General features: G+C 69.1%; 24 protein-coding genes. 17 read left to right on the top strand and 7 right to left on the bottom strand.

Features of this window, described 5'->3' with window-relative positions:
- Window positions 1-223: 223 nt before the first annotated feature.
- Both EIZ44_RS03935 and EIZ44_RS03930 read right to left on the bottom strand, forming a co-directional pair.
- Window positions 224-880: a response regulator gene (locus EIZ44_RS03935; RefSeq protein ID WP_009085178.1), complete on the bottom strand. Its 657-nt coding sequence runs from the start codon at window positions 878-880 to the stop codon at window positions 224-226.
- Complete coding sequence (locus EIZ44_RS03930) at window positions 877-2,085, bottom strand: sensor histidine kinase (protein ID WP_134664411.1); 1,209 nt, start codon at window positions 2,083-2,085, stop codon at window positions 877-879. Before EIZ44_RS03930 ends, EIZ44_RS03935 begins: the two co-directional genes overlap by 4 nt.
- Window positions 2,086-2,251: 166 nt before the next feature.
- Here EIZ44_RS03930 and EIZ44_RS03925 point away from each other — a divergent pair, with 166 nt between their 5' ends.
- The 13 genes from EIZ44_RS03925 (at window position 2,252) to EIZ44_RS03865 (ending at window position 15,025) form a co-directional block, all read left to right on the top strand.
- The gene (locus EIZ44_RS03925) at window positions 2,252-3,796 is read left to right on the top strand and encodes a dynamin family protein (protein WP_134727745.1); all 1,545 of its coding nucleotides are present in this window, start codon (window positions 2,252-2,254) and stop codon (window positions 3,794-3,796) included.
- 32 nt (window positions 3,797-3,828) lie between these two features.
- Window positions 3,829-4,422, top strand: coding sequence for a hypothetical protein (locus EIZ44_RS03920; RefSeq protein ID WP_134727744.1), 594 nt, complete (start codon window positions 3,829-3,831; stop codon window positions 4,420-4,422).
- Window positions 4,423-4,501: 79 nt separating this feature from the next.
- The gene (locus tag EIZ44_RS03915) at window positions 4,502-4,981 is read left to right on the top strand and encodes a YqeB family protein (RefSeq protein WP_134727743.1); all 480 of its coding nucleotides are present in this window, start codon (window positions 4,502-4,504) and stop codon (window positions 4,979-4,981) included.
- 7 nt (window positions 4,982-4,988) lie between these two features.
- The gene (locus tag EIZ44_RS03910; RefSeq protein WP_134727742.1) at window positions 4,989-5,591 is read left to right on the top strand and encodes a TetR/AcrR family transcriptional regulator; all 603 of its coding nucleotides are present in this window, start codon (window positions 4,989-4,991) and stop codon (window positions 5,589-5,591) included.
- Window positions 5,592-5,660: 69 nt separating this feature from the next.
- Complete coding sequence (gene grpE / locus EIZ44_RS03905) at window positions 5,661-6,125, top strand: nucleotide exchange factor GrpE (protein ID WP_199817334.1); 465 nt, start codon at window positions 5,661-5,663, stop codon at window positions 6,123-6,125.
- Window positions 6,122-7,948 carry a dynamin family protein gene (locus EIZ44_RS03900; RefSeq protein WP_134727741.1) on the top strand — a complete coding sequence of 609 codons (1,827 nt, stop codon included), beginning with the start codon at window positions 6,122-6,124 and terminating at the stop codon, window positions 7,946-7,948. The genes grpE and EIZ44_RS03900 overlap by 4 nt, the downstream gene beginning before the upstream one ends.
- Before the next feature lie 7 nt (window positions 7,949-7,955).
- On the top strand, window positions 7,956-8,507 hold the full coding sequence (locus EIZ44_RS03895; RefSeq protein WP_134727740.1) for a hypothetical protein: 552 nt from the start codon (window positions 7,956-7,958) through the stop codon (window positions 8,505-8,507).
- 96 nt (window positions 8,508-8,603) lie between these two features.
- Complete coding sequence (locus EIZ44_RS03890; protein ID WP_134727739.1) at window positions 8,604-9,302, top strand: hypothetical protein; 699 nt, start codon at window positions 8,604-8,606, stop codon at window positions 9,300-9,302.
- Window positions 9,303-9,738: 436 nt separating this feature from the next.
- Window positions 9,739-11,559 (top strand): phosphoenolpyruvate carboxykinase (GTP), encoded by a 1,821-nt coding sequence (locus EIZ44_RS03885; protein ID WP_037809023.1) that lies wholly within the window; start codon window positions 9,739-9,741, stop codon window positions 11,557-11,559.
- An 86-nt stretch (window positions 11,560-11,645) separates the two neighbouring features.
- Window positions 11,646-12,539, top strand: a complete 894-nt coding sequence (locus EIZ44_RS03880; protein WP_134727738.1) for a TIGR03621 family F420-dependent LLM class oxidoreductase — start codon at window positions 11,646-11,648, stop codon at window positions 12,537-12,539.
- The gene (locus tag EIZ44_RS03875; RefSeq protein ID WP_134727768.1) at window positions 12,536-13,141 is read left to right on the top strand and encodes an ATP-binding cassette domain-containing protein; all 606 of its coding nucleotides are present in this window, start codon (window positions 12,536-12,538) and stop codon (window positions 13,139-13,141) included. The genes EIZ44_RS03880 and EIZ44_RS03875 overlap by 4 nt, the downstream gene beginning before the upstream one ends.
- Window positions 13,135-14,403, top strand: coding sequence for a DUF6297 family protein (locus EIZ44_RS03870; protein ID WP_134727737.1), 1,269 nt, complete (start codon window positions 13,135-13,137; stop codon window positions 14,401-14,403). The genes EIZ44_RS03875 and EIZ44_RS03870 overlap by 7 nt, the downstream gene beginning before the upstream one ends.
- A gap of 46 nt (window positions 14,404-14,449) precedes the next feature.
- The gene (locus tag EIZ44_RS03865; RefSeq protein WP_037809021.1) at window positions 14,450-15,025 is read left to right on the top strand and encodes an EndoU domain-containing protein; all 576 of its coding nucleotides are present in this window, start codon (window positions 14,450-14,452) and stop codon (window positions 15,023-15,025) included.
- A 4-nt stretch (window positions 15,026-15,029) separates the two neighbouring features.
- On the opposite strand, the gene EIZ44_RS03860 is transcribed toward EIZ44_RS03865, so the two are convergent.
- On the bottom strand, window positions 15,030-15,743 hold the full coding sequence (locus tag EIZ44_RS03860) for an SDR family oxidoreductase (RefSeq protein WP_134727736.1): 714 nt from the start codon (window positions 15,741-15,743) through the stop codon (window positions 15,030-15,032).
- A 76-nt stretch (window positions 15,744-15,819) separates the two neighbouring features.
- Here EIZ44_RS03860 and EIZ44_RS03855 point away from each other — a divergent pair, with 76 nt between their 5' ends.
- Window positions 15,820-16,665: a LysR family transcriptional regulator gene (locus EIZ44_RS03855; protein WP_037809019.1), complete on the top strand. Its 846-nt coding sequence runs from the start codon at window positions 15,820-15,822 to the stop codon at window positions 16,663-16,665.
- An 88-nt stretch (window positions 16,666-16,753) separates the two neighbouring features.
- Here EIZ44_RS03855 and EIZ44_RS03850 read toward each other — a convergent pair whose 3' ends face one another.
- Entirely contained in the window at window positions 16,754-17,023 is a 270-nt protein-coding gene (locus EIZ44_RS03850) for a helix-turn-helix domain-containing protein (protein ID WP_037809018.1), read from the bottom strand.
- A gap of 304 nt (window positions 17,024-17,327) precedes the next feature.
- On the opposite strand from EIZ44_RS03850, the gene EIZ44_RS03845 reads away from it, so the two are divergent.
- On the top strand, window positions 17,328-17,606 hold the full coding sequence (locus EIZ44_RS03845; protein ID WP_043831686.1) for a DUF3311 domain-containing protein: 279 nt from the start codon (window positions 17,328-17,330) through the stop codon (window positions 17,604-17,606).
- The gene (mctP, locus tag EIZ44_RS03840; protein ID WP_037809015.1) at window positions 17,603-19,267 is read left to right on the top strand and encodes a monocarboxylate uptake permease MctP; all 1,665 of its coding nucleotides are present in this window, start codon (window positions 17,603-17,605) and stop codon (window positions 19,265-19,267) included. The genes EIZ44_RS03845 and mctP overlap by 4 nt, the downstream gene beginning before the upstream one ends.
- Window positions 19,268-19,274: 7 nt before the next feature.
- Here mctP and EIZ44_RS03835 read toward each other — a convergent pair whose 3' ends face one another.
- The gene (locus EIZ44_RS03835; RefSeq protein WP_134664239.1) at window positions 19,275-19,925 is read right to left on the bottom strand and encodes a hypothetical protein; all 651 of its coding nucleotides are present in this window, start codon (window positions 19,923-19,925) and stop codon (window positions 19,275-19,277) included.
- An 82-nt stretch (window positions 19,926-20,007) separates the two neighbouring features.
- Between EIZ44_RS03835 and EIZ44_RS03830 the strand changes: the two genes are divergently transcribed.
- Window positions 20,008-20,583 (top strand): peroxidase-related enzyme, encoded by a 576-nt coding sequence (locus tag EIZ44_RS03830; RefSeq protein WP_037809430.1) that lies wholly within the window; start codon window positions 20,008-20,010, stop codon window positions 20,581-20,583.
- Here EIZ44_RS03830 and EIZ44_RS03825 read toward each other — a convergent pair.
- Both EIZ44_RS03825 and EIZ44_RS03820 read right to left on the bottom strand, forming a co-directional pair.
- The gene (locus tag EIZ44_RS03825) at window positions 20,571-20,858 is read right to left on the bottom strand and encodes a hypothetical protein (protein WP_043831679.1); all 288 of its coding nucleotides are present in this window, start codon (window positions 20,856-20,858) and stop codon (window positions 20,571-20,573) included. The genes EIZ44_RS03830 and EIZ44_RS03825 overlap by 13 nt on opposite strands.
- Window positions 20,859-21,827 carry a bifunctional helix-turn-helix transcriptional regulator/GNAT family N-acetyltransferase gene (locus tag EIZ44_RS03820; protein ID WP_134727735.1) on the bottom strand — a complete coding sequence of 323 codons (969 nt, stop codon included), beginning with the start codon at window positions 21,825-21,827 and terminating at the stop codon, window positions 20,859-20,861.
- Window positions 21,828-21,906 lie beyond the last annotated feature (79 nt).

The raw sequence follows: 21,906 nt of genomic DNA, 5'->3' as shown, positions 1-21,906 counted from the left end.
CTACGGCGGTGCTAACGGAATTCATCCTGTCTCAGCGCGGCCGTTTTCGCGTCATCCTGTGGATCGAACCGGCTACCCGACCTGAGTAGTACTCAATCGTGTCGCAGGGTGGAGCGCGATGGGGGATGCCCCTGAGCCGACCCTGAACTTTCCCCCGTACGCGCGGACCCCGCTGCGAAATCCGCGGCGGGGTCCGGTGTGGACAGTGTCCGAACGGGACGATTCAGCCGATCCCGGGACGGGCGAGCCCGGTCTCGTACGCGAGGACGACCGCCTGCACGCGGTCGCGCAGGTCGAGCTTCGACAGGATCCGCCCGACGTGGGTTTTCACCGTAGCTTCGGAAAGGAACAGGGTTTCGGCGATTTCGACGTTCGACATGCCTTTCGCGATCAGCACGAGCACTTCGCGTTCGCGGTCGGTCAGCACGTCGAGTTCGGCCGGATCGCGCATTTCCGAACCGCCCGAGCCGACGAACCGGTCGAGCAGCCTGCGCGTGACCGACGGCGACATCACCGCGTCGCCGTCGGCGACCGAACGCAGCGCGGACACCAGGTAGTCCGGCTGGGTGTCCTTGAGCAGGAAGCCGGACGCACCGCCCTGCAGCGCGGCGTAGACGTACTCGTCGAGGTCGAAGGTGGTCATCACGAGCACCCGCGCGGTGCCGGCCGCGACGATCTGTTTCGTCGCCTCGACGCCGTCGAGCACCGGCATCCGCACGTCCATCAACACGACGTCGGGCCGCAGTTCGGCGGCCATCCGCACGGCTTGCGCGCCGTCGCCCGCCTCGCCGACCACGTCGATGTCGGCCTGCGCGCCCAGCACCATCCGGAACCCGACGCGCATCAGTTCCTGGTCGTCGACGACCACCACTCGGATCACGAGTTCAACCTAACCGGCAGCACCGCTCGCACCTGCCAGCCACCGCCGGCGGCGGGGCCCACCTCCAGTGTCCCGCCGTACACGTGCGCCCGCTCCCGCATCCCGATCAGCCCGTTCCCGCCCGCGACCGACAGCCGCGGCGCAGGCTGCCGAACCGTCGCCGCCGTCGCCGACCCGGTCGCTCCGTTCGCGCCGACCTGTTCCAGCCGCCGCGCCCGGCCCGCGCCGTCGTCGCGCACGAGCACCTCGACCTGGTCGCCGGTCCGGTGCACCCGGACCGCGGCGCTCGCCCCCGCCCCCGCGTGCTTGAGCGTGTTGGTGAGCGATTCCTGGACGATCCGGTAGATCCCGAGCGACACCCCGGCGGGCAGTTCGTCCAGTCCGTCGCCGAGGGCGAGGTCGACCGGGACGCCCGCGGCGCGCATCCGCTCGGCGAGGTCGCCCAGCGCGGTCGCGTCCGGCTGCGGCACCCGGGGTTCGTCGTCGCCGCGGTCGTTGCGCAGCACGTCGAGCAGCCGGCGCAGTTCGCCGAGCGCGCCGCGACCGGTTTCGGAGATCGTCCCGAGTGCGCGTCCGGCCAGCTCCGGATTGGACTTCAGGGCGAGCGCGGCACCGTCGGCCTGCACGACCATCACGCTCACCGAATGCGCGACCACGTCGTGCAGTTCCCGGGCGATCCGCCCGCGCTCCTCGGCCACCGCGATGCGCGCGGCCTGGTCGCGTTCGGTCTCCAGCAGATGCAACCGGGCCTCCAGTTCGCGCTGGTAGGCGCGGCGGGCGTACATGAATTCGCCGAGCAGCCAGCAGAAGGCGATGGTGAAGGCGCTGAACACCAGCTGCGCCAGCATCGACGGCTCGGGCTTGACGATCGCGGTGACGATCATGGCCACCACGAACGCGCCGCCGTAGAGCAGGCCCTGTTTGCGTCCGACGTAGACCTGGACCGAGTAGAGGCTGATCGCGAGCGCGGCCAGGCCGGAAACTCCGAGGTCCAGCGCGCCGTGCGCGTACGAAATGACGTACACGATGTACGCGGCGAGGACCGGCCGTTTGCGGCGGAAGACCAGCGGCGCGACCACGGCGAGGTCGATCGGGATCGCGAGGTACCACTTCGGGCCGGGCAGTTCGGGGTCGAGGCTGTTGGTGGCGAACACCAGGATGTCGAACGCCGCGAGGAACAGCGCGAGCAGCGAGTCCCCGACCATCGGGTGAGCACGCATCCAGAGGCTGAGCCGTCGCACGACTCAACAGTAGGTCGCGTCCCGGGCGGCCGCGTCGGTCCCGGGTAGCACCTTCGGTGCGACCGAAGGATGACCGGCATGCGACGATTCCTGCTCGGGTGAGCGAACGAGCCGGAAGGGGGCCGGGGCGGTGACGGCAGCGGCGGAACGGGGACGACTCGCCGGCCCACTGTCCGCGTCGGTGGCGGAGCTGTGCCACCGGCTGCGGTCCCAGGTGTCCCCGCGCACCGCCGCCGGGTTCGCCGAGGTGCTGCGACGGCTCGGCGCGCCGTTGCAGGTCGCGGTCGCCGGGCGGATCAAATCGGGCAAGTCGACGCTGGTCAACGCGTTGATCGGGCGGCTGGTCGCACCCACCGACGTGGGCGAGTGCACGCGGCTGGTCACGCGGTTCCAGTACGGCACCGTCGACCGCGTCGAGGTGGTGTTCCTCGACGGCCGCAAGCAGGTGCTGCCCTTCGCCGCGGACGGTTCGATCCCGGCCGAGCTCGGCGTCGACATCTCCGAGGTCTCGCACCTCGAGGCGTACCTCACCAACGCGGTGCTGCAAGACATGACGGTGATCGACACCCCCGGCCTCGGCTCGCTGGACGCCGCGTCGGTGTCGCGGACCGAGCAGCTGCTGGGCGCGGCCGAGCAGGACGAGGGTTCCGACGACCTCGACGACACCTCGCGCAACGCCGTCGCGGGCGCGGAGGCCGTGCTTTACGTGGTGACCCAGGGCGTGCGCGCGGACGATCAGCAGGCGCTGGCCGCGTTCACCGCCGCGACCGCGAGCCGGGACGCGGGGCCGGTCAACGCGATCGCCGTGTTGAACAAGGCGGACACGGTCGTCGCGGAAACTGTCGAAGGCTCCGGTGGGGACGTCTGGAAGGCCGCGCAGCTGCTCGCCGAGAAGCAGGCCGCGACGCTGAAGCCGCGTGTCGCGGACGTGCTGCCGGTGATCGGCCTGATCGCCGAATCGGCCGAGTCCGGCGGGTTCACCTCCGCCGACGCCGAAGCGCTCGGCCAGCTCGCCGCGCTCGACGACGACGTCCTCGAAACGATGCTCATCGCGGCCGACATCTTCACCAGCTGGGAGTGCGACATCCCGACCGGAATCCGGTTGCGGCTGCTGGAGAAACTCGATCTCTTCGGAATCCGCTGCGCGGTCGACGCGATCCGCGCGGAACCGGAGATCACCGCGGGAGCGTTGCGCCGCAAGCTTCTCGACATCTCCGGACTCGACGCGGTGCGCCGCCGGCTGTCGATCGTCTTCGCCGCGCGCGCGGACGGGATCAAGGCCGCGGCCGCGCTGGCGTCGGTGACCGCGCTGGCGCACGCGTCCGGCGACCCGGGCGAACGGCAGCGCGTGCACGACGCGATCGAGGTGTTGCTGGCCCGTCCGGAAGCGCATCAGCTGCGGCTGCTGGAAGCGTTGACGCTCGTCGCCTCTGGCGCGGTCGAGATGCCGGAAGACCTGGCGGAAGAGGTGCTCCGGGTCGGCAGCAACGCCGACCTCGGCGCGCAGCTCGGCCTTCCCGGCGCCTCGCGGCCGGAGCTGGCGGCACACGCGCTGGAACGCGCGGGCTGGTGGCGGTCTTTCGCGTCGTTCGGCGCGACTCCGGCGCAAAGCCGCGTGGCCCACGTCGTGCACCGCGCCTATTTCCTGATCTGGCAACAGATTCGCGAACAGTAAACAACCCGTCCGCGACGCGTAGGCTGAATGTCGTGCGGCTGGAGGACACCACCTCGTGGCGGGTGAACTGGGGAAGCGACCACGACGTCGACGTGGCGTTGTTCCTCCGGGACGTGCTCGCGCTCTCGATCGCCGACGGCCAGCTGCTGCCGCCGGTCGAACCCGCGGTGCCGGTGCACGTCCCGCCCGCCCTCGACCGCGCGGCGGTGCAGGCGCAGTGGGAACCGTGGTGGAACGGCCTGCTGACCTTCCTCCGCGAGCGCGGTTCCGCCCGCACCCGCCGGAAAAGCCCTGCTCCCGGCGACGGTTCGGCGATCGACCTCGCGGCCCAGCACTTCGCCCCGGCCGCCGCCGAACACTTCGCCGCGGCCCGCCGCCCGGTCTCGTCCGGCTTCCACCGCCGCCAGATCCTCGCGAGCGAACGGATCGGCCGGCTCGTCCGCGAAACCGAGGTGGAGCTGGGCCGCCGCGCGCGGCCGTTCCGGCTGTCGGTGCTGGAGATCCCGGTCGCGGGCCGGGTGTGGCTGCGGACGGCGGAGCACCAGCTGCTGGTCTCGTCCCGGCTGGCCGCGGACGTTCCGGCGCTCGACCAGGCGATGCGCTCGCTGATCCACGAACTCGCCTGACCCTCGCGCAAACGCTTGCCCCAGGGGTTTCGCGCACCCTGTTTTGATAAACCGAGCACTCGGTCTAATAATGATCCCCATGGAGACAGTGGTCGACGAACCGGCGTGGGTGCGCCGCGGGTCCTGGCTGGTCTGCCCGGTCGCCGGGGCGCTGCTGGGCTGGGGCGTGCAGGCGCTCGCCGACTGGATCACGTCCCTGCCGTGGTTTCCGGTGCAGGGCCCGTTCCGGATGCTGCATTCGGTGCCGCAGCCGTGGCGGCTGATCGGTGCGGTCGTCGTTGGCCTGCTGCTCGGGGTCGCGTTCGCCTGGTTCTGGGCGTGGGACCGGCTGATCGTCACGGTGTCCGCCACGCGCGTCACGCTCGAACGGCGTGAGCGGCGCCGGCGCATCGACACTCCCCTCACCTCCGTGTTCGTCGACGACGGCAAGCTCGTGCTGCTCGGCGAAAACGACCGGGAAATCGCCAGGGAGAAGACAGACCTGTCGCGCCGGCAGTTGGCCGAAGCGTTCACCGCGCACGGCCGCCCGTGGCTCGACGAACCGCCGCCTGAGCGATGATGTTCCTGTGGTGAGGACCGTCGATCCGGAAAAGCACGCGGCGAAACGACGCGCGATTCTCGACGCGGCAGCGGGATGCTTCGCTCGCGACGGGTTCGAAAAGACCTCCACCGCGGACATTTGCTGCGCCGCCGGGATCAGCTCCGGCAGCCTGTTCCACTACTTCCCCAGCAAGCGTGCGGTCTTCGTCGGCATTTTCGAGGCGGACACCGCCGACAACGAGGAACTGCTCGCCACCGCGGTGGATATGGCCGACCCGTGGGAAGGCGTGCTCGCGGTCGTCGAGCGGATGACGGTGGCGATCGTGCTGCCCGGCGTCGTGCGGCTGATCCTCGAAGCGGCCGCGCAGGCCGCGCGCGATCCGGAGTTCAACGAGCTGATCCGCAGCAACGACGACCGCATGCGCGTCGGTCTCGCGGACTTGATCGAGCGCGGGGCCCGGACCGGCCGGTTCTCCCCCATGCTGTCCCCCGTCGACGCGGGAAACTGGGTCGTCGCGCTGGTCGACGCCCTGCTTTCCCGTGCGAGCCTCGATCCCGACCTGGACGTCGAGCACGAGCAGGCGGTGCTGCGGCAGTTGCTGACCCGGATTCTCGGCCCGTCTGAGTGATCCGCCCCCGCCGCGCACCGCATTGCCGCAAACTGGTGAAATCACCCGGACGACCAGGGGAGGGTCTCAATGGCGTGGTTCGGCCACGAGGAACCTGCCGACGCGGCCGAAGCGCCGACCGGCGAGATCAGCGCGGACGCTCTCGCGCGGATCATCGCCGAGGCGGACGGAACCGCCGCCGCGGCGGATGCGTCGGATCCCGATGTGGACCTCGTAGCTGCCCCGGGTGACCTCGAACGCGCGCTTTCCGACCGGCAGGCGCTCATCCAGCTGTGTCTGTACGCGCTGGACCGCGCCCGCAGCAGCGGCGTCGTGGAACGGCTCGAACACGGGCTCGCCGACATCGGCGTCACCGCGTTGCGCGCCGAGGGCGAACGCTTCGACCCGTCTCGCCACGAGGCAGGCGGCGCGGTGCCCACCGACGATCCGGAGCTGGAAGGCGTGGTCGCGGAGACCGAGGTCGTCGGGTTCGCCGACCAGGACCGGCTGTTGCGCGCGCCGATCGTCACCGTCTACGCGAAGCGGGCGCAGTGACCGCACCGACGCTTCCCGCTCAGGTCCAGGCCGCTCGCGAACAGCTGCTCGGCGTCGTCCGCGAGGCCGATCCGCAGGCCGCCAAATGGGTCGAGGACCAGCGCAAGGCCCGGTCGGAGAAACCGTCCGTGGTGGTCGTCGGAGAGACGAACCGCGGGAAGAGTTCGCTGGTCAACGCCCTGCTCGCGACCCCGGGACTGTCCCCTGTGGACGCTGACGTGGCCACCGCGACCTACCTCGTTTTCGAGCACGCGCAGCAGTGGGGCGCGCAGGCCTGCTACCCCGGTCAGCTGGCGTCGGTGCCGTTCGACCTGACGCAGCTGGTCGACTGGGTGTCCGCCGCGCACGAGCTGCCGCCGGGACAGCTGCCGCCGCGCTACGTCGAGGTGTCCGGCCCGGTCCCGCTGCTGGAACGGCTGACGCTGGTCGACACCCCGGGCGTCGGCGGGCTCGATTCGCTGCACGGCGAGCTGGCCAAGGAAGCCGCCGCGGGCGCGACCGCGCTGGTGTTCGTGGTCGACGCGTCGGCCCCGTTCACCTCCACTGAGCTGCAGTTTCTGCGCGAGGTCGCGGACCGCGTCGAGACGGTGGTCTTCGTGCTGGCTAAAACCGATGCCTTCCGCGGCTGGCGCGAGATCCTGGAAGCCGACCGGCAACTGCTCGCCGAACACGCGCCGCGCTTCGCCGACGCGGTCTTCCACCCGGTGTCGGCGCGCGTCTTCGAGACCGCCGCGAAGGCACCGAACGCGCAGGTCGCCGCGATGCTCCGGGAGAAGTCCGGCATCGCCGCGGTGCAGGTCGCGCTGCAGGAACTGCTGGTCGGCCGGTCGATGATGCTCAAGGAAGCCAACACGCTCCGCTCGCTGTCGAGCGCGCTGGCCGGGATCAAGGCGAAGCTGCAAGGCGAAAGCCGGGCTCTGTCGGCGGGCGAAGCGGAAGCCGAACAACTCCGCGCCCGCCGCGACGATCTGCAGTCCCAGCGCCGCACCTCCACCCGCGGCTGGCAACTGCGCCTGCGCGGCGAAATCCAGCGCACCCGGGTCGAGGTCGGCCACGAGAGCAGCCGTGAAATGCGCGAGGCACAGACGCATTTCCGCCAGCGCATCGACGCGGCCAAACGCGACGAACTGGCCGCGCTGCCGCAAGAAGTCGACATCGCACTGCAGACCGCGTCGCAGCGGGTGTCGATGCAGTTGTCGAGGCGGCTGAACCAGGTGACGAACACGGCGCTGTCGGAGCTGTTCTCCGCCGAGGAACTCGACGTGATCCGCGCGCAGTTCGCCCGCGCCGGCGGCCCGCCGGTGGTGCTGCGCCCGCCGGACAAGAAACCACCGACCGCCGAAGACAAACTGCTGGTGTTCATGGGAATTTCCGGCGGCGTCGGCGCCGGGAAGATCGCCGCGTTGCCGCTGGCCGGCGTCGCGATCCTCAACCCGGTCGTGCTCCCGGCGACGATCGTGATCGGCCTCGGCGCGGGCTGGTGGATGGCGCGCACCCGCAAACACGCCTCGGACAAACAACATCTGAAGCAATGGCTGGTCGAAGCGATCGCCGACGCCCGTTCGACGCTCGACCAGCTGATCGCCGAACAGCTCATCGAAGCCGAGCAGCAACTGTCGCTCGCTCTCGACGAGGCACTCGGCCGCCGCATCGAGGCGATCGAGGCGGAGCTGAAAGAGGTGGACCAGACGATCAAGATGAGCGCGCAGGAGCGGGCGAAGAAGATCGCGATCGTCTCGAAACGGCTCAAGGACGTGACCGAGGGCCATACCCGGGCCGAAACTCTGCTTTCCCGCATTCGCACGGTCCGCGATCGGGCATGATCAGCGGGTGACGTACGGACCTGGATCGCCGCAACCACCGCAGTGGGGAGCACCGCCGCCCGCTCCGCAGTGGGGCGGCCCGCCGCCGCAACAGTGGCAGCCACCGCAGCCGCCGAAGAAGCGCCGCCGGATCGGGCTGATCATCGGGATCTGCCTGGGTGCCGTAGTGCTTCTTGCTGGTGGCGGCGTCGCCGTCTTCATCGTCGCGACCGACGACAGCGTCGAGGTGCACCGCCCGGCAGGCGGGCCCGAGGTCGTGGTCAAGGCGTACGTCGACGCGGTCAACAGGCGCGACCCGATCGGCCTGCAGAACGTCAACTGCCACGCCTCCACCGAGTACCCGGCGACCCGGGCGGTCCAGCGCTTCGACGAGGACAACGTCCGGATCCGCCTCGGCAAGCCGACCACCGGCCCCGGCGACGGCGCGTTCTTCGAGGTCGAGGTCACCCGGAACGCCCATCCGGCGACGACCACGCGGCTGGATCTGAACCGCGAGGAAGCCGGGACCTGGTGCGTTTTCGTCACCGGCGACGGGCTTCCGGCCAACCTGCCGCCGTGAGCACGTGATCGGCTTGTGGACGGGAACCGAACCGGCCTAACGTGAGTCATACCGAGCGAGAAACGGCAGACCCGGCGTACTAAGGGGGACCAACCCATGTGGGTCGACGAGAGCGGCGGCACCGACGCGACCGGCCCGGAGGCCTTGACCGTCCACGTCGACGGCCAGGAGTACCAGGCCGAGGTCAACTACGACACCGACCACGACGGGGTCTCCGACACCGCGGTCGTCGAGCACGACGACGGCTCCGCGCAGGCGTTCGCCGACACCGACCACGACGGCGTCGCCGACCACTACGCGGTGCTCGATTCGACCGGGCACGTCGTGGACCAGGCGGTTTACGACGAGCAGAGCGGCAGCTGGGTCGAATCCGGCCACGGCCAGTCCGGTTCCGACGGCACCGACACGCACTCGCAGGACACCTCGACCACCGGGCACATCCACGCCGACCTGCCGGACGGCAACGTCGACGCCGGGGTCGCCACCATCGACACCGACCACGACGGGCACTACGACACCGCCGTGGTCGAGACGAAGTCCGGCGGCACGATCGCGTTCACCGACACCAACGGCGACGGCCAGGCCGACGTCGCGGTGCAGGTCGGCGCGGACGGCTCCACCCACACGTTCGAGCACACCGGCCAGGGCCAGTGGACCGAGGCCGACGGCGGCTCGAACCACGCGGCCGCGGCCGACCCGGGCAGCGACTCGGCCTGGGGCGGCGAGGGCGCCCAGCTGCTCAGCGGCGTCGCGAAGATCGACAGCGGAACCGGGCAGTGGATCAGCCCCAACTGAGCCCTCGGTAACTGACGTCACACGAACGGGTCCGGCCGCGCGCCGGGCCCGTTTCGCTGTCTCCGGGGCCGCCAAATCCCGACGCGATCCGCCCGGCTCCAGCGAACCGGCGCCCGGCAGCGTCCGCGCAAGATCAGGACTGCTCAACCCTCTCCCGGCATCCGGCACGAATGCGACGCGGGCCACGCGGAAAGATTTTCGGCGCTGGCCCGTTCCGGTGAAACTGAATCGATTCCCTTATCGTTCTTGTGAGAGAACCGACAGGTCAGCTCTCGGTTACCTGCCGTCCATCCGGCTACAGTCGGGGAATCCCAAAACCCGCACACCGGTCTTCCGCCGGTGTGCGAAGCCATTCGGTCGCCGGCAACGAAGCCCGCACCAAGAACACTGTCGTTCGCGGTGTGGGCTCTTTTGTCGTCGGAAGTCAGGAGTAGAGATGACCGCAGTCGCCATCCCCGGACTGGACAACGCGCCGACGACGCACAGTGGCGTGCTGTCCTGGGTCCGGGAGGTCGCCGAGCTGACCACCCCGGACCGCGTGGTGTGGGTCGACGGGTCTGACGAGGAAGCCGCCCGGATCAACCAGGAGCTGGTCGACGCCGGCACCTTCGTGAAGCTGGACGCCAAGCCGAACTCCTACTGGGCCACCTCGGACCCCGACGACGTCGCGCGGGTCGAGAACCGCACCTTCATCTGTTCGAAGGAAGAGAAGGACGCGGGCCCGACGAACAACTGGGTCGACCCGGCCGAGATGAAGGCCACCATGACGGAGCTGTACCGCGGCTGCATGGCCGGGCGCACGATGTACGTCATCCCGTTCTGCATGGGCCCGCTCGGCGACGAAAACCCCAAGCTGGGCATCGAAATCACCGACTTCGCCTACGTCGTCGCGTCGATGCGCGTGATGACCCGGGCAGGCAAGGCGGCGCTGGACAAGTTCATCGCGCCGGACGGTTCGGAGCGCGAGTTCGTGCCCGCGCTGCACTCGGTCGGCAAGCCGCTGGCCCCTGGCGAGAAGGACGTCGCCTGGCCGTGCAACGAGACCAAGTACATCTCGCACTTCCCGGAGGAGCGGCTGATCTGGAGCTACGGCTCTGGCTACGGCGGCAACTCGTTGCTGGGCAAGAAGTGCTACTCGCTGCGCATCGGCTCGGTCATCGCCCGTGACGAGGGCTGGCTCGCCGAGCACATGCTGATCCTCAAGCTGATCTCGCCCGAGGACAAGGTCCACTACGTCGCGGCGGCGTTCCCGAGCGCCTGCGGCAAGACCAACCTCGCCATGCTGCAGCCGACCATCCCGGGCTGGCGCGCGGAGACCCTCGGCGACGACATCGCGTGGATGCGCTTCGGCGAGGACGGCCGCCTGTACGCGGTCAACCCGGAGTACGGCTTCTTCGGCGTCGCGCCGGGCACCGACAACCACACGAACCCGAACGCCATGCGCACGATCGAGAAGGGCAACACGGTCTTCACGAACGTGGCGCTCACCGACGACGGCGACGTGTGGTGGGAGGGCATGGAGAACAAGCCCGCGCACGCCACCTCGTGGAAGCACCAGGACTGGACGCCCGACTCGGAGGAGAAGGCCGCCCACCCGAACTCGCGTTACTGCGTGCCGATGTCGCAGTGCCCGATCCTCGCGCCGGAGTGGGACGACCCGAAGGGCGTGCCGATCTCGGCGATCCTGTTCGGCGGTCGGCGCAAGACGACGGTGCCGCTGGTGAACCAGGCCCGCGACTGGCAGCACGGCGTGTTCATGGGCGCGACCATGTCGTCGGAGACCACCGCCGCTGCGGTCGGCGCGGTCGGCAACGTGCGCCGCGACCCGATGGCGATGCTGCCGTTCCTCGGCTACCACGCCGGCGACTACTTCAACCACTGGCTGGACCTGGGCAAGAACGCCGACGCGAACAAGCTGCCGAAGATCTTCTACGTCAACTGGTTCCGCCGCGGCGACGACGGCCGCTTCCTGTGGCCGGGCTTCAGCGAGAACTCGCGCGTGCTCAAGTGGGTGCTCGAGCGCGTCGAGGGCAAGGGCAACGCGGTCGAGACCCCGATCGGTTTCGTGCCGAACGCCGAGGACCTCGACCTCGAGGGCCTTTCCGAGCCGGTCGAGGACATCCAGGCCGCGCTGGAGGTGCGCAACGAGGAGTGGCGCGAGGAACTGCCGCTCATCGAGGAGTGGTTCGCGAAGATCGGCGAGGTGCCGTCCTCGCTGCGCGACGAGCTGGACGCGCTGGCCCAGCGTCTGGGCTGACGCCACAGCCGCGCCTGAGAAGGGGACGTTCGCACCGGGCGCGGACGTCCCCTTCTTCGTTGCCGGGAAACGGTAGCGTGGGCCGCATGGCCTCTGTTGGGGAGAAGACTTTCCGGTTCGGCGTGAACCTGGTGCGGCCGGGCCCGCGTGACGAGTGGGTCGCGAAATGCCGCCGGGTCGAGGAACTCGGCTACGACGTGCTGAGCGTGGCCGACCACCTCGGCATCGCGCCGCCGTTTCCCGCGCTCGTGCTGGCCGGTTCGGTCACCGAACGGGTGCGGCTCAACACTTTCGTGCTCAACGCGCCGTTCTACAACCCGGTGCTGCTCGCGCGCGAGGTCGCGGGCACCGACCAATTCGTGTCCGGACGGCTCGAACTCGGCCTCGGCGCCGGTTATGTCAAAGCGGAGTTCGAAGCGGCCGGAATGCCGTTTCCCAGTGCGGGCGCCCGGGTCGATCACCTCGAACTCGCGATCAAGGAACTCGCGCGGCTGTACGCGGATCCGGAATACGCGCCGAAACCCGTGCAGTCCGGTGGTCCCCCGTTGATGATCGGCGGCCGCGGCGACCGGTTGCTTTCGCTCGCCGCCGAACACGCGGCGACGATTGCCTTCAGCGGCATGGCAAAGGTGCGCGACGGTGCGCCGCTGATGCTGGCGACGGCGGACGCGGTGGAAGAACGCACGCGATTTGTCACTGAGCGGCTCGCCGGCCGCGACGCGGAATTCAACCTGCTCGTGCAATTCGTCCAGATCACTGATGATCGCGAAAGCGCGCTGCGGGAAATCCATGCGCGCCTCAGCGACACGCTCACGCTGGACGAGCTGGCTGAAGTGCCCACTGTCCTGGTCGGCAGCGTCGAGGAAATCGCCGAGCAGCTGGTCGCGCATCGCGCTCGGTTCGGTTTCAGCTATTTCACCGTCCTCGAGCCGAATCTCGAAGTGCTGGCCCCGGTGGTGGAGCTGCTGTGTCGCCGATAGTGGACGCGCGCGGGCTCGGCGTGAAGGCCGGTGACCTGTGGTTGCTGGAGGATCTCGATTTCTCCGTCGACCCAGGCGAATGCGCGGTGCTCGTCGGGCCTAACGGCGTCGGGAAATCCACCTTGATGCGGTGTCTGTACGGGATGCAGGAACCGCAGCGGGGCCGGGTGCTGATCGACGGAGCCAAACCGGACGAACGCAGTGTTTCCTTCCGTCGCAAGGTTTCCGTGCTCTTCGACGATTCGGATTTCTTCGCCGAACTGACTCCGATGCAGCACCTGGAACTGCTCTCCGGCTCGTTCGGCGAAGACCTCGGCGATTACGACGAACTGCTCGCGGACGCGGGGCTCGCTGAACGCGCCCGCGTCACCGCGGGGCATTTCTCGGCCGGACAGCGTCGCCGGTTGCTGCTGCTCGGCGTCACCGCGCGGCCGCATCGGGTGCTGTTGCTGGACGAGCCGGAACGCGCGCTCGACACGGCGGGCAAGGAATGGCTGGTCAAACTGATCGGCCGCTCCACCGCGGCGGGCGCGGCAGTTGTCGTTGCCACACACCATCAACCGTTGCTGGACACGGCAGACAGCGTGCTCGAACTGTGGTGACCCGGTTGCGTGTGCCCGGCCGCAAGCGGTTCGGCGGCATTTTCAGCGGTGACAGTCCTACGTTCGTGCTGATCTTCGGGGTCGGCTTCCTGTTCACCGCCTTCTTCCGTACCGACGCCTGGCATCGAGTCCTTTTTGGACCGTCCGCAGTGGACTACTCGGCGGTGCTCGGCCTGGTCGCGTTGTGTGCCGCGGTGGGCTGGCGAAGCCTGTTGCGCCGCGGGTTCGTCTGGGCCGAACCGGCCGAGCTGACCTGGATGGACTTCGCCGAGGTGGACCGTCGCCGCGTCGTGGCGACCCGGCTGGCCGGTGTGCTCACCGGATTCGTGGTGGTGATCGGATATCTCGCCGCGCTGATGCTGGCGGTCGGCGGCAGTTCGGCCGACTGGTGGCGGGCCGCCGCAGCCCTCGTCGCGGGCGGCACGATCCTCGCGTTCACCACAGCGCGGCGCACCGCGTTCATTTTCGAAGCCGCTGGACCGCTGCTGCTCGCGGTGGCCGGCGTCGTCATCGCCGCGGCGAGGCTCGACGCGATGGCGGTGCAGTACGTCGGCGCGGCGCTCGCGTTGTGCGGGCTGTTGCTGGCTTTTGGCGGCAAAGCGGTCAGCGGCGCCGGTCGCGCGGTGCTGCTGGACGGCTGGAACGCGCGGGTCCTGCGCGCGATGGCGGTGACGTTCCTCGACCCGATGATGATGCTGCCGGAGTCCGCGTCCGCCGGTTCGTGGTCGCTGCGCCCGCCCACCGCGTTCCGGCTCGCGTGGGTCGGGATCGTCGGCCGTTCCCGGTACGCGGGCGCGGTCTTGTTAGTGGCTTTCGCGGTAGCCGTCGGACATGTTGCTGTTCCCACTCTGCCGGGACCGGTGCTCATCGGCATCGGCGCGTACGTCGCGTTTACTCCTTTCGGGGCTGGTCTCGGCGTGCTGTGGCGGAATCCGGGTCGGCGACGGTGGCTGGGCTCGTCTTCGCAGGAGCTGGTGATCGCCCACGGCGTCGCGCTGACGGTGGTCGCCCTGATCTGGTGCGCTCTGCTCTCAGTGGCGCTTTTGGCTTTGGGCACCGCGTTTTCGCCGCTCTCGTGGGTGACCGTCGCCCTGGCGGTGCTGTCGGTGTTGCGCACCGTCACGCGGCAACCGGTCGACTACAGCAGCGCGGGTTTCGTCGACACCCCCGCTGGCCCGATGCCGGCAAACCTTATGCGGCAACTGTTCCGCGGTCCGGACCTGCTGGCCATCGGAATCCTGGTGCTGGCACAACTCGGCTGAACGGCGTAGTCCGGGTTAGGCTCCGTGCCGACGAGAGGAGCCGAACGTGGGCGGTGGACACGCTTCCGGCATCGGACGCAGGGCGACGTGCGAGTTCCCGCCCGGCTGGAGCGACGAGCAGATCATCGCGGTGGTCAAGGACGTCGCCAACGATCCGGGCGAACCCCGGCGGCAGCAGTACAACGGCCGCTGGCGCTGCGTCGGCGAACGCTACGGCGTGCGCGTGGTCGTCCTGGTCAACGGCGACGGGAACGTGCACACCAGCTACCCGCTGCCGGGCCCCGGCGTCGTCCGGAACGCGGACGCCGCGCGAGACCCGGCGAACCCGACCGTCGACGACCGCGCGGGCAACCGGATCAGCTACTTCGTCGACAGCGTCCTGCGCCTGCTCGCCGACCGGATGCCTGCCGAAGACCTCGAGCACTACCGCGACCTGCAGTGGTCCGGCGAATGGGAGGAACTGGCCGACACCCTGGCCGCGCACTTCGAGGTGACCGGCATCCAGCTCAACCCGGACGAGTACGCGGACTTCGAGAAGCTGCTGAACTCGTTCGAACTGCCGGTCCGCGACTGCCGCTACCTCAACGACCGGGAACGGGTCCTCGCCGACCTGCGCGGCTGAGGCGTCACCAGGGGACCTCCCCGGCGTCGTCGAAGAACCCGCCGCGCGGCCCGTCGTCCGGCAGAGTCGCGAGTTTGACCGCGATCGCCGCGCCCTGCTCGGGGGTCCTGGTTCCGGCGTAGCCGTTGAAATCCGTTGCTACGTAACCGGGACACGCGGCGTTGATGATGACGTTCGTGTCGGCGAGCGCGCGGGCGTACTGCACGGTGATGCTGTTGAGCATCGTCTTCGACGGCGCGTAAGCGGCGAGGATGGGGCCGGTCCGCAGCTTCAGCGAACCCATGTTGCTGGACAGGTTGACGATGCGCGGCGACTCGGCGCGGCGCAGCAGCGGCAGCATCGCGTTCGTGACCCGGACGACGCCGAAGACGTTCGTGTCGAGGACCGTGCGGAGGACGTCGAGGTCGAGTGTCGTCGGATCCTGGGCGCCGCCGTCGAACAGGCCGCTGATGCCGGCGTTGTTGACCAGGACGTCGAGCCGTTCGATGGACTTGGCCGCGGCGGCGACGCTGTCCTCGGACGTGACGTCGAGCGCGACCCCGAACGCGTCGATGCCCGCGCCGCGCAGTTCTTTGACGGCCTGCTCGCGGTTGTTTTCGTCCCGCGCACCCACGGCGACGGTGAAGCCGATCGAGCCGAGGCCGTGCGCGATGGCGAGGCCGATTCCCTTGTTCGCGCCGGTGACCAGCGCGGTCTTCGTGTCGTTCACTCCGTCCATGGTCGGCGCGGGTTCCGGTCGCGTCCAAGATCAAGTGAGTCCGCTGTGATACCCGCGGGGTATTACGCTGGCGCTGGTGGACGACCTCGAGACCCGCGAACTCCGCTACTTCGCCGCGGTCGCCGAAGAACTGCACTTCGGCCGCGCCGCCGAACGGCTCGGGATCGCTCAACCGCCGCTCTCGCGCGCGATCGCCCAGCTGGAGCGACGGCTCGGCGTGCAACTCCTCGAACGCAACCGCCGCGGCGTCGCGCTGACCGAGGCAGGCCGGGTCCTGCTGCGCGAATCCCGGCTGGCCCTCGCCGCCGTCGCGGCCGCTGCCCGCCGCACGCGTCGAGCCGGGAATCATCCGCTGGTGCTGGCGACCAAAGCCGGAGCGTCGCACGACCTCCTGCAGCGGCTGTTGGCCGCGGGTCCGCCGGTCGAGATCCTGTTGTGCGAGGTCGGCGAGCAAGCCGGACTGCTGCGCGACGGTTCGGCGGACGTGGCGATCATGCACCGCCCGTACGACGACCTCGCCGGCTTCGACACCGAGGATCTCCAGGTCGAGGGCCAGGTCGCGATCCTGCCGGCCGCCCATCCGCTCGCCGCGCGGGAAACCCTGACCCTGGCCGAGGTCAGCGACGTGCCGGACCTGCCGATCGCCCGATGGCCTCGCCTCGACGGCAGCTACCCGGACGGCCCCGGCCCGGAGGTGCGCACCCAGTCGACGCTCGCCCAGCTCGTCGCGCTCGGCCGGACACTGCTGGTAATCCCCGCGTCGAGCCGGGCTTGGCAGTGGCCGGAACACGTCGCGGTCCCGGTCGTCGACGCCCCGGACGTCACCACGGTGATCGGCTGGCCGCCGAACAGCCGCTCCCCCGAGGTGGCCGCACTCGTCCGCGCCGCGGTGGCGCTACGCGAAGAGTCGCCGGTCAGCTGAGCTACCGGACTTGTCCACAGGGGAATCCCTCAGCCCACGGGTGCCCGCTCAACCGTCCCGCAGTAGTGCCCGATTAGCCCGGAAAACCTCAGCTGGCCTGCGAAAACGCCGCCGCGTCGCCCTCGCACGCGACGCGCACCCGGTCCAGCGGCATCCCCACCGCGTCAGCGATCGCGGCGACGGTGAAGAACGCGGGCGTCGGGATCCGTCCGGTCTCGATCTTGCGCAGGGTTTCGACCGAAATGCCCGCTTCCGCGGCCACGTCGACCATGCTGCGTCCGGCCCGGGCGGCGCGCAGCACCAGGCCGAGCCGCTCGCCGCGGGAGCGTTCTTCGTCGGTGAGGGGCACGCGGACCATGCCGTTCAGTTTAGCCACAGAGTTGTCCACTGCCTGTGGATAACTCTGTGCACAAGCTGCCGAGCCCCGTGGACAACCGCCGTCCGGCACAAGCTCTTGGGGCATTCGGGGCGGCCTGGTCCCGCCGATAGGGGTAGTGAACGGCTCGAAGGGGCCGCGCGGAAGCGGGTTGTCCCCGAGGTTGTCCACACCCTGGAACGTGTTCGTAGTGCTGATCGAATCGATATCGAACTCGTATGACGGCGGGATGACCGGGGTCTAGGGTCAGGCGGTCGCGTGTCACGTGAGTGTTAGGTGAGGTTCGATGTCCACTGCCAAACCGGGCGGTCGGGTGCGCGGGTTCCAGTTCAGTGCCTGGAACCTGCTGTTGCTGATCCCGTTGCTGATCCTGGTCACGCCGCTGTTCAACTTCGACGGGCCGCGGCTGTTCGGCCTTCCGTTCTTTTACTGGTTCCAGCTGGCGTTCGTGGTGCTGGGCGTGCTGTGCACCGGCATCGTCTACCTGGCCACCAAGAACAAGCCGCGGGGCGGCGGCCGGGACGAGCTGAGCGTTGACGACCTGGACGAGGGGGACGCCCGATGAGCAACATCCAGTGGGTCGAACTCATCGTCTTCGCGTTCCTGTTCGTCGTCGTCACCGTGCTCGGCTTCGTCGCCTCGCGGTGGAAGGCCGGCGGCGGCCTCGACCATCTCGACGAATGGGGCCTCGGCGGCCGCAAGTTCGGTTCGTGGATCACCTGGTTCCTGCTGGGCGGCGACCTCTACACCGCGTACACCTTCGTCGCCGTGCCCGCGCTCGTGTTCAGCGCCGGCGCGCTCGGCCTGTACGCGCTGCCCTACACGATCGTCGTCTACCCGATCGTCCTGCTGCCCGCGCTGCGCATGTGGTCGGTCAGCCGTTCGCGCGGCTACGTGACCCCCGCCGACTTCGTCCGCGGCCGCTTCGGTTCGCCGACGCTGGCGCTGCTGGTCGCGATCACCGGCATCGTCGCGACCATGCCGTACATCGCGTTGCAGCTGGTCGGCCTGGAAGCCGTGCTGCGCACGATGGGCATCAACGGTTCCGGCATCGTCGGGCACCTGCCGCTGCTGATCGCGTTCGTGATCCTGGCGCTCTACACGTATCAGTCCGGCCTGCGGGCCCCCGCGCTGATCGCGTTCGTCAAGGACATCCTGATCTACATCGTGATCATCGTGGCGGTCATCTACCTGCCCTCGAAGCTCGGCGGCTGGGACCACATTTTCAACACCGCCAAGGAAACGCTCGCCAAGCCGAATCCGAAGACGGGCAAGCCGTCCGGTTCGATCCTGCTGACCTCGAGCAACCAGCTGCAGTACGCGACGCTGGCGCTGGGTTCGGCACTCGCGCTGTTCCTGTACCCGCACTCGCTCACGAGCGTGCTCGCCTCGCGCGGCCGCAACGTGATCAAGCGGAACATGGTGGCGCTGCCTGCCTACTCGTTCGTGCTGGGCCTGCTCGCGCTGCTGGGCTACGTCGCGATCTCGGCGGGCGTCAAGCCGCTGACGAACGCCGCCACCGGAAAGCCGGACGGCAACACGATCGTCCCGCTGCTGTTCGACTCGCAGTTCGCGAACTGGTTCGCGGGCATCGCCTTCGCCGCGATCGGCATCGGCGCACTGGTCCCCGCCGCGATCATGTCGATCGCCGCGGCGAACCTGTGGACGCGCAACATCTACAAGGAGTACATCCGCAAGGACGCGACGCCGAAGCAGGAGGCGAAGCAGGCCAAACTGGCGTCGCTGGTGGTCAAGCTGGGTGCGGTGCTGGTGATCATCCTGATCGACCCGCAGTTCTCGATCGACCTGCAGCTGATCGGCGGCGTGCTGATCCTGCAGACCCTGCCCGCGGTGGCGATCGCCCTGTACACGCGCTGGTTCCACAAGGCGGGCCTCATCGCCGGCTGGATCGTCGGCATGGGCTGGGGCCTGATTATGCTGTACGGAATCCCCAACCCCACCAACGGAAAACTCCACTTCGGCGGTTCCGCGCTGGCCATGGGCAACCTGTCGATCTTCGGCTGGCACCCGTTCAGCGGCACCGCACTCGCCGTGGTTCAGATCTACCCCGGTTTCGTGGCCCTGATCGCGAACATCGTGGTGGCCGCGGTGGTCTCGGTCATCGCACGGGCCCTGAAGTGGAGCCCGGGCAACGACGAAACCGCGCCCGAGGACTACCACGCCGACGAACACGACAAGGACCTGCGCCCGATCGGCGCGCACTGAGTCCTTTTTAGACAGAGGCCTCCGCGTCGGTTTCCGGCGCGGAGGCCTCTTCTGTTTTGCCGATCATCGCCTTCGCGACGACGTACAGGACGACCGCGTTGAGCAAATGCCACAGGAAATGCGTGCCCGCCGGGAAGTCTCCGCAGATCACTCCGTCGACAGTCCGGAAGGACAACGACAACGCGAACACCGCGGCGGCCATCGTGAAGTGCAGCCAGTACGGCTCGCGCTTTACCGCCAACGCGATCGCGAACCCAGCGAGCCCTGCCAGTGCGGGCAGATACAACCCGCCGCCGAGTGCCGCCGACGCACCGGTGACGGCCAGGAACGCCGGTGCCCCGAGCCAGGACCACTTGGCTTTCGCCCGCAAGAACACCCGGGGAAAGGCCGCGGCGTAGAACAAGGTGAAGACCAGGATGGCCGCGGAGTCGGCGACCGCTCCCCACCGCGTGGCGACGAGGTGGAACACGCTGCTGGCAACGAAGATCAACCCGATCAGCGCAGCGAGCACCCGCCCGGCGCGCTGCCCGTCGGCCCGCCACCAGACCATCCCGGCGGCCACGAGAAAGGCCAGGTTGGCCAGGTCGTTGAGCGGCTCTCCCCAGAGTCCGGGCGCGGTGCGCTCGCAGTAACCGTCCACGTACGCGGTCCAGTTCACGGGGTAAGCAAACCCCTTCCGGGTGAACGGGGCGCATCCGACCCCCTCCCGTACGCGAACCGCGCGGGTTAGCGTGGGCGGCATGACCAACCCCGTGAGCCGGTTCCCCGTGACGGAACTCGAAGACCTTCCCGACGATCTCCGCGAGCGCATCGGCGCCATCGCGGAGAAATCCGGCTTCACGCCGAACATCTTCCGCGCCCTAGGCCACCGTCCGGCCGAGCTGCGGGCCTTCCTCGACTACCACGACGCGCTCATGGAACGCGAAGGCGGACTCACCAAGGCCGAACGCGAGCTCGTCGTCGTAGCCACCTCCGGCGCGAACCACTGCACCTACTGCATCGTCGCGCACGGAGCGATCCTGCGGATCCGCGCCAAGGACCCCGAACTCTCCGACCAGGTCGCGGCGAATCCGTGGCAGGTCGAACTCGACGAGCGCGGCCGGGCGATCCTCGATCTCGCGTTGGCGTTGTCCCACGAGTCCGCGTTGTTCGGCGAGGGCGATCTGGAGGCGGCCCGCGAGGCGGGACTGACCGAGGACGAGATCTGGGACGTCGGCGCGATCACCGCGTTGTTCGCGATGTCCAACCGGCTCGCGCATCTGACCGCGCTCAAGCCGAATCCGGAGTTTTACTTGATGGGGCGTCAGAAGCGATAGAACGGGCCCGGCAGGTCGCGGCTCATCTGGAACCTCGTGCGCAGCCAGCCGCGCAGGCGGTGCACCGGTTTCGTCCACACTCGCGGCGCGGGCCCGAAACACCTCGGGTCCGCGTGCGGGGTGAACGCGTCGCCGGTCAGGATGACCGCGTCGTGTCCCAGCGGGCAGTGGCCGGACACCGAGATCACGCCGCGCGTCAGGTTCTCGACCCAGTCGACCTCGTCGACGCCCAGCAACGTCCGGCGATCGCACACGGCGCAGTACAAGACGAACATCTATAACTCCCGCCGCCAGGTCTCGCCGGTCACCAACGGCCCGAACGCGTCCGTCTCTTCCTCGCCGACGAGTTCGAACCCGGCACTGCGGTAGATCCCGCGCGCGGCGGCGAGCAGCGACAGGGTCCACAGCTCCATCGACCGATACCCCTGCGCGCTGGCGAATTCGACGCATTCCCGCACCAGCCGTTTGCCGACACCGTGTCCGCGCGCGGCCGGTTCCAGCAGGAGCAGCCGGAGCTTCGCGGTGCCTTCCTCGTCGCCGGGGGTGCAGAAAATACTGCCGACTCGTTCTCCGTCGAGTTCGGCGATCCAGCCGGCTTGGCGCGGGTCGTCGCGGTGGTCGGCGAAGTCGGCGATCACGCGCGCGACGAGAGCTTCGAAGCGTTCGTCGAGGCCGTACTCCTCGGCGTACAACGCACCGTGCCGGTGCACCACCCAGCCGAGGTCGCCCGGGCGTGGCGCGCGCAGGGTGACCGTCGGTTCCGGCGCCGATTCGCCGACGAGTGCGGTGATGGTCCCCATCGCGCGGAGCAGACGGCGCTGGTCGGCGTCCGCGAACTGGTCGAGCAGGCTGCCGATCTGGCTGGCCGAACGGTGGTCGAGATCGGCGAAAGCGGCGCGGCCCTCCTCGGTGAGCGCGACGAGCTGGCGGCGCGCGTCGTCCGCGCAGCGTTCCCGGGTGACGAGACCGCGGGTTTCCAGCCTGCCGAGCAGCCTGCTCGCGTAGCCGCCGTCGAGGGACAGCCGTTTGCGCAGATCACTGACCTGGAGCCGGTCCTGTTGGGCGAGTTCGAACAGCACCCGCGCTTCGCTCAGCGAGTATTCGGCGTCGGCGGGTCCCTCGTCGAGGACACCGATCACGCCGGTGTAGAGCCGGTTGAATGCGCGAACCGTGGCAACGCGTTCGGTGAGGACGGAATCCGGCACGGGGACCACCTTGACTCGATCGTTGACTGAGTCAAGCATCGCCCCGCCGCCCGCTCGGGGCAAGGGAATTCCCCCGGTGGTGGGCGAGCGGCCGAAATGGTCCAGACATATGGAAACC

The sequence above is a fragment of the Amycolatopsis nivea genome, assembly GCF_004522235.1.
GTDB classification, from domain to species: Bacteria; Actinomycetota; Actinomycetes; order Mycobacteriales; family Pseudonocardiaceae; genus Amycolatopsis; species Amycolatopsis nivea.
The sequence above is the reverse complement of the archived record's forward strand: the minus strand, read 5'-3'. Positions and strand labels throughout refer to the sequence as shown.